General features: G+C 40.0%; 8 protein-coding genes. 5 read left to right on the top strand and 3 right to left on the bottom strand.

Annotated features, from left to right (window positions below):
* Positions 1-434: 434 nt before the first annotated feature.
* Positions 435-1,736 (bottom strand): alpha-L-fucosidase, encoded by a 1,302-nt coding sequence (locus HMPREF9145_RS06545; RefSeq protein ID WP_021825559.1) that lies wholly within the window; start codon positions 1,734-1,736, stop codon positions 435-437.
* Between the two features lie 656 nt (positions 1,737-2,392).
* Here HMPREF9145_RS06545 and HMPREF9145_RS06540 point away from each other — a divergent pair.
* The 5 genes from HMPREF9145_RS06540 to HMPREF9145_RS13940 all read left to right on the top strand — a co-directional run bounded on the left by HMPREF9145_RS06540 (position 2,393) and on the right by HMPREF9145_RS13940 (position 10,025).
* Entirely contained in the window at positions 2,393-5,482 is a 3,090-nt protein-coding gene (locus HMPREF9145_RS06540; protein ID WP_021825554.1) for a SusC/RagA family TonB-linked outer membrane protein, read from the top strand.
* A gap of 17 nt (positions 5,483-5,499) precedes the next feature.
* Positions 5,500-7,149, top strand: coding sequence for a RagB/SusD family nutrient uptake outer membrane protein (locus tag HMPREF9145_RS06535; RefSeq protein WP_036906906.1), 1,650 nt, complete (start codon positions 5,500-5,502; stop codon positions 7,147-7,149).
* 10 nt (positions 7,150-7,159) lie between these two features.
* Positions 7,160-8,713 (top strand): sulfatase family protein, encoded by a 1,554-nt coding sequence (locus tag HMPREF9145_RS06530; protein WP_007133966.1) that lies wholly within the window; start codon positions 7,160-7,162, stop codon positions 8,711-8,713.
* Positions 8,714-8,866: 153 nt separating this feature from the next.
* Entirely contained in the window at positions 8,867-9,826 is a 960-nt protein-coding gene (locus HMPREF9145_RS06525; protein WP_021825593.1) for a purple acid phosphatase family protein, read from the top strand.
* Entirely contained in the window at positions 9,780-10,025 is a 246-nt protein-coding gene (locus HMPREF9145_RS13940) for a hypothetical protein (protein ID WP_021825576.1), read from the top strand. The genes HMPREF9145_RS06525 and HMPREF9145_RS13940 overlap by 47 nt, the downstream gene beginning before the upstream one ends.
* 188 nt (positions 10,026-10,213) lie before the next feature.
* On the opposite strand, the gene rd is transcribed toward HMPREF9145_RS13940, so the two are convergent.
* Both rd and HMPREF9145_RS06520 read right to left on the bottom strand, forming a co-directional pair.
* The gene (gene rd / locus HMPREF9145_RS12810; protein WP_007133969.1) at positions 10,214-10,378 is read right to left on the bottom strand and encodes a rubredoxin; all 165 of its coding nucleotides are present in this window, start codon (positions 10,376-10,378) and stop codon (positions 10,214-10,216) included.
* A gap of 28 nt (positions 10,379-10,406) precedes the next feature.
* Positions 10,407-11,597, bottom strand: coding sequence for an anaerobic nitric oxide reductase flavorubredoxin (locus HMPREF9145_RS06520; protein ID WP_021825594.1), 1,191 nt, complete (start codon positions 11,595-11,597; stop codon positions 10,407-10,409).
* Positions 11,598-12,065: the final 468 nt, after the last annotated feature.

The following is a 12,065-nucleotide window of genomic DNA, read 5'->3' as shown; positions in this document are numbered from 1 at the left end:
AGTCCTTCTTACGCATAGAACCAAATAAAACAGAAAAACCAACGAATTAAAAGGAGAATATGAACACTATTTCTGATTATCCTCTATAAAATCAAGGCATAAAGATAATCAGCCAACAAAGAACATCTCATTCTTTCATCTCAATGTCCCTCCCCTACTTTAAGAATCTTAAAGTGCACTACCCTGCATGCTCAATCCTATCTTACTTTTGTTCCTCTACCGCCGAAGAAGATGCCCTTTATTTCCAAAACAAGGCAAATAAAACCATTATCTCAGCCACTTTACATTGAAAAATGACTGAGATAATGGTATAAAATGGGCCATTTTAGAAGATGACTCTAAACTTATTGATTCACAAGTGGTTTACACTTACAACACAAAGTCTTTATCGCTTAGAATCCATCCCAAAGCGCCCCATGTGAAACGAGAACTTATTAAAGCGTCAATTCAACAACATAATCAATATCGGTAGGTGTTGTTCCAAAATCAAGCGTAACTCCCTCACGACCTTTTATGTATTTGATTTGCTTGCCTGTTGCATATTCTTTGGCAGACTTCACTTGGTGTTTGCCAAGCGGAATAAACAGACTTGCATCTTGACAATTTAAGATATGAATATAAAGTTTATTGTCTCGTTGTGTACTTACTCCCCAATCGTGTGGTGCTACAATCCCCCCACGTGTCCCATAGATAGTATTTCCATACTTATCCAACCACTTTCCAATGGCTTTCAGACGGTCGAGTGCAAGCGAAGGAAGTGCTCCACCGGGTTCAGGACCTATATTAAGCAACAAGTTTGCATTCTTTCCAGCTGCCCTAACCAACATTTGTATTAACTCTTTCGGACTCTTATAGTTATTATCCGTTATCGAATAACCCCAATGGTCATTAATGGTTTGGCAAGATTCAAGCGGTAATCTACTTATGCTTTGCCCTGAAAGACCCGCCTTATTCTCACCAGGAAGGTCACGTTCGAATATCTGAATATCTTCCCCCGGATATGGAGTTTGATGATGATTATTGCCTATCAAACACTGAGGTTGAAGCTTATGAATCAACGCATATTGTTTAGTCAGTTCCCAATCAAAAGGCTTTGGGTCGCTGTCATGGTCCCACCAACCATCAAACCAGATTGCTCCCACCGGACCATAATGCGTGAGCAATTCGGTGAGTTGAGTGTTCATAAAGTTATAATAACTTGCCCAGTTGGCCTTTTCTTTAGGCCTTCCCGTACCAAGTCCTGTTCTTCCCTGAGGATAATCCTCTCTTCCCCAATCCAAATGTGAATAATAAAGGTGAAGCTTTATCCCATGACGATGGCATGCATCGGCAAGTTCTTTGATGATATCACGCTTAAATGGCGTACCATCTACCACATTATATTTGCCTGTTGCAGTCTTAAACAGTGAGAATCCATCATGATGACGTGTGGTAATCGTGATATATTTTGCCCCAGCTGCCTTGATTTCCTTTACCCATTCATCTGCATCAAAGGCCGAAGGATAAAAGGTTTCGGCCAACTTTGGATATTCTTTATAATGAATATCTTTGTTTGTCATCACCCATTCGCCTACTCCCATCATGGAATATAAGCCCCAATGCAAGAAGATTCCAAACTTTTCGTCTTGAAACTCTTTACGTGCTTTGAGGTTTTCAGCTGTTGGATGATAGGTTTCTTGTGCATTTCCAAGCGCACAAGCCATTAACATCACAATAGAAATAAATGTTTTTTTCATGTTTGAATGCATTGTTTAGATTGATATCTGCAAAGATAATGAAACTTCTGAAGAGTTGTATCAAAAAATGGAATGAATGTTTTTTCTTGACGAAAAGAAAGAAAAGTTTTATAAGATTTCACCAATCTTATCGTTGAACGACACCGCTTTAAATAATAACAGATAAGAAGGAATAGAGCCTTTTAGGAAGAAAAACACCTAAAACGTCCATAAATTAAAGCGTATCGTGCAATCGTTTGTCATTCACTATCACTTGAAAGTTAAGAAAAAAAGCCTCTATATAAAAAATAGAACAAAATTATTTGGAGAATAATTTTTTATTTTATATTTTTGAACCCGATAATAACATGAACGAAATACGAATCAAAGCATGATGCACCTTTAATGAAGTTTCTTTGTGGATTGAATGGATGAATAAACCTACATGATTATCATTCGTTTGCCAACTGACAGAAACATAACCATGAAGATTTGTTGAAGCTTTGTTTTCCATTGTATCCTCCCAAAGACATTACGATGGAAACATTACTGATAAGAAGATGATTACCGACACAAAACGGATGAAAGTCCTCTATCCAAACAACCCTATGTCAACACGAAGAACATATAGTTTTCGTGTAATCTCCTCATGAAAATATTCACTAAAGTCTTATACTATGACATCAAACTTATGTATCAATCGTCTGATTCTCGCTTTGACACTATGTGGTGGACTACCCTTTACGTCAAAAGCAGAACTCAATTATTCAGACAAAGCCATTGTTCAACAATCAACAATCAAAGTAAAAGGAATCGTTGTTGACGAGCAAGGCGAATCAATTATTGGCGCAACAGTAATACAACAAGGCACAAAAAATGGTATTATCACTGATTTGGATGGGAAATTTGTGCTTGATGTGCCTGAGGGTAGCCATCTGGTAGTGTCTTTTATCGGCTATACCAACAGTATTGTGAGTGCAAAGCCATCGATGACAATTACACTTCACAGCAACATTTCAGACTTAAATGAAGTTGTTGTCGTAGGTTATGGCATTCAAAAGAAAGTAGATGTAGTGGGATCTATATCTACTGTGAACAGCAAACAATTGGAATCACGTGGTGTTTCAAATGTTTCAAACATGCTTACGGGCCACCTTTCTGGAGTAACGATTACTCAAAGAAGTGGTAATCCTGGTAAAGATGAGGCCTCTATCCGCGTGCGTGGTGTCGGCTCTTTTGGTGCAACCCCCGAACCTTTAATCTTGATTGACGGACTTCCCGGTAGTTGGAGTGATTTGACCCCATCGGATATAGAGAATATCTCGGTATTAAAAGATGCCTCGTCTGCAGCTATCTATGGTTCGCGTGCAGCCAATGGTGTAATCCTTGTAACAACAAAAGGAGGTAAAGACGGACGCACACGTGTATCGTATAATGGTTCTATGGGGTTGAGTAAAGCCTTCTCATTGCCTGAGTTCGCTCACTCCTATGAATATGCCACCTATTATAATATGGCCATAGGAAAGAACACCTATACTGACGAGATGATACAAAAGTTTAAGGATGGTAGCGATCCAGACAATTATGCCGATGAAAACTATTTGGAAAAACTATTGGGTGGCACAGCCTTTCAAACGAAACATGAACTCAATGTCAGTGGAGGAAATGGCCGAGTGCAGTATATGGCCTCATTGGGATATATGAGACAAAATGGTTTAGTGCCGCATAACTACTATAACAATTACCAAGGGCGACTGAATCTAAACGCAGAAATCACCAAACGATTGAAACTCAACATTCGCCTAAGTGGGAATGTTGCTGACCGTCATGAGCCTTCAACTCCTGGAGCACTCGACCTTTCAGGTGTAACCTCTATTATTCAACAGGCTGTTCGTTACCCAGGATTAACACCTACATACATGTCAGATGGAAGTCTTGGTTTAGGTCCGAAACTTCAAGGAACACCTATATCATGGGCTGAATGTGCTTCATTCTATCGTACAGATGACAATCGTTTCAAAGCCAATGCAGAGTTAGCATACACGCCTTTGAAGGGTCTGACACTCAAATGTGTAGGCGGTTACCATTATGGAGCATCGAACAATTATGATTATCGCTGTAACATGATCTTAGGAGATGGCCGAGGAACAGGCCCTTCTTCACTCACAGAGCAGATGACATCGACTGTTTATAAGACATTCCAGCTATTGGCCAACTACAACATTCAAATCAAGAAGCATGATATTATGGCTTTAGTCGGCTATGCATGGGAGGATGAACGCTCACGTAATCTATCGGGTTATCGCAATAAATTCCCATCAGATGATACCCCATATTTAGATGCTGGTGGAGCAGATGGACAGCTGAATGGAGGTGGAGGCTATGATTGGGCCATGCAATCCCTTTTTGGACGCATCGTATATAATTATGATCAACGCTATCTTTTTGAAACAACAGCACGCTATGATGGTTCATCCCGTTTCCCCACAGGAAACAAATATGCCTTCTTCCCTTCGGTAGCTGTAGGATGGAGAGTATCTGAAGAATCATTCTGGAAATCGGCTCCCTCACTTCATTTCTTCTCAAACTTAAAGCTGAGAGCCTCACATGGTGTACTTGGAAATAACAACATTGGAAACTATCCTTATCAGTCTGTGTATAAGTTAGGTTCAAAACAGAACTATGTTTTCGGAGGAGTTTATACCCAAGGAGCCGCTGTCACAACCTATGTTGACCCAACATTGAAATGGGAACGTACGAAAACAACCGATTTCGGTATTGAAACGGGATTCTTTAAGAATACATTAACGTTCAACGCAACATACTTCTATCGTAAGACAATGGATATCCTCTATAAGCCAGCAGCAAGTTATTCGGCTATATTCGGACTTGCAGTGTCTCAGGTTAACACTGGAGAATTGGAGAATAAAGGTTGGGAATTTGAGATAGGATATCAGAACCATTACAAAAAACTCCAATATCATGTGAATGGAAACCTGTCGATTATCAAGAACAAGGTACTCACCTTGGGTATGGGAAACGTTCAGCAGACCAACGGAATGGTAGGTAATGGTAGCGACTTATTTATAGGATATCCAATGGATATGTTCTATGGCTATAAGACAGATGGTGTATTTTTGAACGATAATGAAGTTGCATCATGGTATGACCAGACAGCCATAGCAAAGGGAAGTCGTGCGGGTGACCTTCGATTTGTAGATGTTACGGGAGACAATAAGGTAACAAATGCAGATAAAGTTTACTTGGGTTCACGCATTCCTAAATACACATTCGGACTCAATCTGGGCTTAGCATATTCAGGAATAGACTTTAGTATGTTGATTCAAGGTGTTGCCGGGGTGAAAGGTTTGTTGACAAGTTATGCCGGTCTTGCTTTCAATCAGGAAGGCAACATACAACGTTGGCAGATGAAAGAGAACTGGAACGTACAACAAAACAATCGATATCCGGGATATCCTCGATTGGAAGTCACATCAGGTTCAGGTAGCCCTAACACTCAACTTTCCGACTTCTGGGTGCTGAATGCATCATTTGTAAAGGTCAGAAATATACAAGTGGGCTATACTATTCCACAAAATCAGACAAAGAAATGGGGCGTTTCTAACGCTCGTGTCTATCTATCATTAGATAATCCTATTTCAATTGACCATTATAAAAAAGGTTGGGATCCAGAAAATACGAAAAACAATGGTACCTATTATCCTGTAATGTCGACTTATACCTTAGGTTTAACGTTAAGTTTTTAAGTATGAAAAAGTTATTTATAAAATCAATATCGAACTATCTCCCCACTGCTGTTCTGACTTCATTCTTATTCATGTCATGCAGTTTGGACCGTTCTCCATTAACAGACTTGCCTGAAAAGACATTCTGGAACAATTCAAAGAATGCCCCACTTTCCTTGACTTCACTCTACCGAGGGCCCATTACTAATGGTGTGGAATTTGCTCCTTCAGACTTCTGGTCGTATGCAGGTTTGCTCTACATGGAGCATCTTTCAGATAATGGTTTCGACCGAAGAGGAGAGAACAATGCCTATTTCCAAATCTCAAGTGGTAAGTTAGAGAATGCCAATAGGTTTATAAAACTATATTGGGATGCGGCATATAAGCGTATAGAAATGTGCAATCGTTTTCTTGAGGGCATTCAAAAACAGCCCGACAATGCTTCAAAGAAACGAATGATTGCAGAGGCTCGATTCCTTAGAGCAACACAATATCACTACTTAGCGAGTTACTTTAAAGATGTTCCTTTGGTGACAACTTTGCTATCAGGTGAAGAGGCTAACCAAGTAAAGAAGGAAAAACAAAGTGTCATTCTATCGTGGTGCATTGACGAATTCAAGGCTGCAGCTAACGACCTTCCACGCTATAAAGATATTACCTCAAGCGAAACGGGCAGAGCATGTAAGCAAGCTGCTTTAGCCTTCATGGGTAGAACATGCATGCTTTTGAAGCAATGGCAAGAAGGAGCACAGGCTTATCGTGAGATCATTGACTTAGGAGATAATGACATTGCACCTAATTATCGTGCCTTGTTCTTACCGAATACAGGAGTAAACAATAAAGAAAACATTTTCTACATCGCCTACTTGGCAAACTATTTCGGCTCAGGACTTCCACAACATCTATTGTCTGCAAAAGATGGAGGATGGAGTTCTTCAAATCCATCAGGTGGACTTTTCGAAGCCTATGAATTCACAGATGGAACTCCTTTCAGCTATGATGATTCGCGCTTTGATCCCAATAACTTAGGTAAGAATCGTGATCCACGATTAGATTATACCATTTATTATAATGGAAGCATGTTTAAAGGAACTGTCTATCGTTCAAGTCCAGATTATCAAGCTTCATTAAAACAACGCTTAGACTATTCTTCTGAAGCTTCAAAAACTGGTTTTATGTGGAGAAAATACTTTGATGAAAACCCGATAGAAGATATCACAAGCTATAGTGCAGTAACTCCAATTATACGTTATGCCGAGGTATTGTTGAGCTATTTAGAATGTATGTTGGAGAGCAATCAACCGATTACCCAAGCGCTTTTGGATCAAACTATCAATAAAGTTCGTGGTAGAGCCGACGTACACATGCCTGGAATACATGAACTAAACCCTGATAGACTCCGCGAAATCGTACGACATGAACGCCGTATAGAACTGGCTTATGAAGGCATACGTTATTGGGACTTATTGAGATGGCACATTGCACACGAAGTCTTAAACGGCAAGATATGGGGCGCACCCTATCCAAATTCAACACAGTATGCTACAGCAACGAAAGAGATTGACCCCACAGGACATTGCCGCTGGTATGTAGGGAAAAGAGAATTCCGTAATCCTCAAGACTATACTTGGCCTATTCCATTAGCTGAGCAAAATATTAATCCTAACTTAAGAGAAAACTCTAATTAAAACATAAACAATGAGAAAGAATCTTTTCACCTTTGCATTACTTGGTTCTGCAGCTACACTACCAATGCAAAGTATTGCAAAACAAAAAACAGAGCAAAATAAAAAAGACAAACTACCAAATGTGATTGTCATCTTAGCTGATGATCTCGGCTATGGAGATTTGCAGTGTTATGGAGCCAAAGGCGTAGAAACCCCGAATATAAATCGCCTTGCTCGCAATGGCATCCAATTCACAAATGGACATGCAATCGCAGCAACCAGTACGCCCTCACGCTATTCTCTGCTCACAGGCGAATATGCATGGCGACGCAATGACACAGACATTGCTGCTGGAAATGCAAGCATGATTATCCATCCTGAGCAATTTACAATGGCCGATATGTTTAGAAGTCGTGGATATACTACAGCCGCAATAGGTAAATGGCACTTAGGATTGGGGAGTGAAGCAGGCGAACAAGACTGGAATGCTCCATTGCCAACTGCCCTCCAAGACATTGGCTTTGATTATTATTATATCATGGCTGCAACTGCCGACCGAGTGCCTTGTGTGTTTATTGAAAACGGAAATGTGGCCAACTATGACCCGGAACATCCAATTTTTGTCAGCTATAAGCAGAACTTCGAGGGTGAACCGACTGGTAGTTCTAATCCAGAACTGCTCTACAATCAACGTTCAAGTCATGGTCACGATATGTCAATTGTCAACGGAATTGGGCGAATTGGATATATGAAAGGTGGCGGAAAAGCACTATGGAAAGATGAAAACATTGCCGACTCTATTGTAAGTCATGCCGTAAACTTTATAAAAGCAAACCGCAATAAACCTTTCATGATGTATTTTGCCACCAATGATGTACATGTTCCTCGCTTCCCTCATGCCCGTTTCCGCGGTAAGAGTAATATGGGACTACGCGGTGATGCTATCGTGCAATTCGATTGGTCAGTAGGCGAAATCATGAAGACCTTGTCTCAACTTGGCATTGCAGACAACACGCTTATTATTCTTACAAGTGATAATGGGCCTGTTGTTGACGATGGTTATGATGATCAAGCCGAGGAAATGCTTCATGGGCATAAGCCCGCCGGACCTTTCAGAGGGAATAAATATAGTGCTTTTGAAGGCGGAACAGCTGTTCCCCTCATCGTAAGTTGGCCCAACAAAGTAGCTCGTGGCAAACAATCCAATGCACTACTAAGCCAAATTGATTTATTCTCTTCATTGGGGTCATTGATTGGAGCAAAACTTCCGAAAGGCAGTGCACCAGATAGTCATAACTATCTTCCTACGTTCTTAGGTACTAATGATAAAGGACGCGACTATGTTATCGGCGAATCTAACGTGCATGTTTTATCGGTTCTCACACCACATTGGCGCTATATAGAGCCTCATGATGGTCCGAAAATGATTACATGGGGACCTAAAATTGAAACAGGCAATTCCCCTACTCCACAACTTTACGATATGACTTCAAACAAATATGAGAAAGACAATGTAGCACTTCAACATCCTGAAGAGGTATTTAAGCTACAACGCATCTTACAAAAAGAACGTTTGGGACATTAAAACTTCAGAAAATAAGTTGTACTATACCTCTTCACTCCTCCATAAAAGGAATTTATCCGGAGGAATAAAGACAATAATAGTACAACTTATTTAATAATTAATACAAACTCAATTATAAAAATATCACGAATAAGACGAATAAAGCAAAACCTGATGAAACACATATTACTTGGATTACTACTGCTGTTTTGTGTAAGTGCAAAAGGCATTAAAGTAACCCATGGACCATGGATTTGTGACATGGATAGCACAGGAGTCACTATTGTTTGGGTGACAGATGTTCCTGGAATATCCTACGTGGAAATGGCAACAGACTCCACCGATCACTTTTATAGCAAGACACGCAAACGCTATTACGCCGCAGAAGCAGGCAGAAGAATACTTACTGATAGCGTTCATTGTGTTCGAATAAGAGGCCTAAAACCTGATTCTAAGTATCGTTATCGGGTAGTTACACAAGCATTGAAAGATTGGTGCAACGACGATTGGGTTACTTTGGGTGGATTAGCATGGTCTGATGTTTGGAAAAAGAAGCCTTATGAGTTTAAGACTTATCCTGCAAAGCCACGCGAAATCACTTTCTTGGTATTGAATGATATTCATGAGCGTCCGCAGTTTATGAAGGAGTTATGCAAGAATGTAGATCTAAAGAAACTTGATTTCGTACTACTCAATGGTGATATGTCGAACCGCATAAGGAGTCAAAAGCATATCATGGATGCATATTTGGACACATGCGTGAGCATGTTTGCAACCGACGTACCCTTATTCTTTAATCGAGGGAATCATGAACTCCGTGGGGAGTTTGCCGATTATCTCAACCGCTATTTCCCCACAAACAATGGTAAATACTATCGGCTTCAACATGTAGCTGGTGTAGATTTTCTATTCATTGACTCAGGAGAAGACAAGCCCGACGCTGACCTTGAGTATTGCGGCATCGTTGAATGTGATCAATATCGTGAAGAACAAGAACGATGGTTGCGCAGCTTGCAAGAAGAGAAGAAGATTGGAAAGCACCCCATCGTGGTATTCTCTCACATGCCGCCTACGCTGAAAAACTGGCATGGACCTCTTCACAATGCAGGAGACCTTGACACCAGAACTCAATAAGATGAATGTTTCGGTTATGCTTTCAGGTCATCTACACAGGTTCGATTATCAGGAACCAAATGAAGTAATAAACTTCCCCAACCTTGTAAACAGCAATAATACCTATCTGCTTTGTCACATTGCAAACGGAAAAATGGAAGTAGATTATGTAGGACTTACAAACAAGGAAAAGAAGCACTTCACATTTCCATTAAAATAAACCGACAATGTCAAAAGAGATGCATCAAACAAAAGCTATGGTGCATCTCTTTTCTTTTATGCGGAAATAAACTCACGAAAAGCTGCTTCCTTGATATTATTGAATCATCTACAAAGAAGAAGCCTCGGAAACTCAAACGAAGTTTGTCATTTCCAAGGCCTCTTTTTTATAATCTTATGTTGTCGAAATTACTCTTCAACTACACTGAAATCTTCTTTAGTTACACCACATGTTGGGCAAACCCAATCATCTGGAATATCCTCAAATGCTGTTCCTGCTGCTATACCGCTATCAGGATCACCTACTGCTGGGTCATAAACATACCCACAAACATCGCATACATACTTTTTCATAATCGTCTTTGTTAATTAATAAATTAAATTATTTTGTTGCTTTAGCAAAAGCTTTTCCATATTCTCGACACGCTGCAAGTGCATCTTCATCTGGCACCCACAAGGTCTTAAATCCCTCATCTACAAGTTCAAAACCGCCTTCTTTCAAATGCTCACTGATGAGTTTTGGTGCATCACCACTCCATCCATATGAACCGAAAGCTGCAGCCTTCTTATTCTTAAATTTCAAACCGCGAGCCATTTCAAGAATACCCGCAATCGCATAAGAATAGCCATAATTGATGGTTGGAGAACCTACAAGCACAGCTTTAGACTGGAACATCTCTGTGAGAATATCATTTTTATCTTCTTTTGCTGCATTATAAAGTTTCACTGTCACATTGCTGTCCTCACTCAGAATGCCCTCTGTGATTGCCTCTGCCATCTTACGCGTAGACTGCCACATCGTGTCGTAAACTATTGTAATCTGGTTTTCTTGATAAGCTTCACACCATGCCTGATACTTCTCAATAATCTGCATGGGGTTATTCTTCCACATCACACCGTGGCTGGGGCAAATCATCTTGATTGAAAGATTCATACCAACAAGTTCCTTCATCTTTCGGCTTGCCATCGGACTATAAGTGTTGATGATATTTGCATAATACTTCTCTGCCTCCCACATTAAGTCATCTTGCTTAACAAGGTCGTTATAGAGAGACTCTGTTGCAAAATGCTGACCGAAAACATCATTTGAGAACAAGATTTCTTCGCCTGAAAGATAGCTCATCATCGTGTCAGGCCAGTGCAACATCGGAGCTTCAATGAATGTGAGGGTTGACTCACCTAAATCAAGCGTATCCCCCGTCTTTACATTCACATAATTCCAATCTTGATGATAATGACCACGAAGAATGGCCTCACCCTTCTTTGTACAATAAATTGGAGTGTCGGGAATCTCGCGCAAAAGTTCAGGAAGCGCACCGCTATGGTCAATTTCATTGTGATTCATCACGATATAATCAATCTCCTTAAGATCAATCTCTCGCTTCAATCGTGCCACAAACTCTTTATCATAGGGTTGCCACACCGTATCCATCAACACGGTCTTCTTATCTCGAATAAGGAAGGCATTATAGCTTGAGCCATGTTCCGTAGAAAGCTCATCGCCATGAAATCGCATTAATTCCCAATCAATCTTTCCTACCCAGGTTACTTTATCTGTTATCTTTTTTGCCATGATAATTAAGTATAAATAGTTGGTGCAGCAAAGGTAATAATTATTCTCTTTCAACCCAAAAATATACCGGCCTTTTTTTGTTTTTTATGAAAAAGAAAAGGGTTATAAATGTTTGTCTATCAGCCAATAGACTGCATGATTGATTGCTGACGATTCTATGAAAGTCAACATCATTTTACATGCTAAACCTCGGCGCGGAAACACCAAATGGAGAAAATTAAATGCTACATACAACGTATGTAACACCAAAAAGAGAATTTTCACGCTACATACAACGTATGTAACACCAAAAAGAGAATTTTCATGTTAGATACAACGTATCTAGCACCAAAAAGAGGATTTTCGTGTTAGATACAACGTATGTAGCACCAAAAAGAGAATTTTCATGTTAGATACAACGTATCTAACACCAAAAAGAGAATTTTAGTGTTAGATACAACGTATCTAACACCAAAAAGAGAATTTTCG

This window comes from Segatella salivae F0493, assembly GCF_000477535.1.
GTDB lineage: Bacteria > Bacteroidota > Bacteroidia > Bacteroidales > Bacteroidaceae > Prevotella > Prevotella salivae.
This window is presented reverse-complemented; position numbering and strand designations above follow the sequence as displayed.

Bases quoted from the DNA above. Each gene is read 5' to 3' on its own strand.
- HMPREF9145_RS06545 (WP_021825559.1), bottom strand. From the start codon at position 1,736: ATGAAAAAAACATTTATTTCTATTGTGATGTTAATGGCTTGTGCGCTT.
- HMPREF9145_RS06540 (WP_021825554.1), top strand. From the start codon at position 2,393: ATGACATCAAACTTATGTATCAATCGTCTGATTCTCGCTTTGACACTA.
- HMPREF9145_RS06530 (WP_007133966.1), top strand. From the start codon at position 7,160: ATGAGAAAGAATCTTTTCACCTTTGCATTACTTGGTTCTGCAGCTACA.
- HMPREF9145_RS06525 (WP_021825593.1), top strand. From the start codon at position 8,867: ATGAAACACATATTACTTGGATTACTACTGCTGTTTTGTGTAAGTGCA.
- HMPREF9145_RS13940 (WP_021825576.1), top strand. From the start codon at position 9,780: ATGGACCTCTTCACAATGCAGGAGACCTTGACACCAGAACTCAATAAG.
- rd (WP_007133969.1), bottom strand. From the start codon at position 10,378: ATGAAAAAGTATGTATGCGATGTTTGTGGGTATGTTTATGACCCAGCA.
- HMPREF9145_RS06520 (WP_021825594.1), bottom strand. From the start codon at position 11,597: ATGGCAAAAAAGATAACAGATAAAGTAACCTGGGTAGGAAAGATTGAT.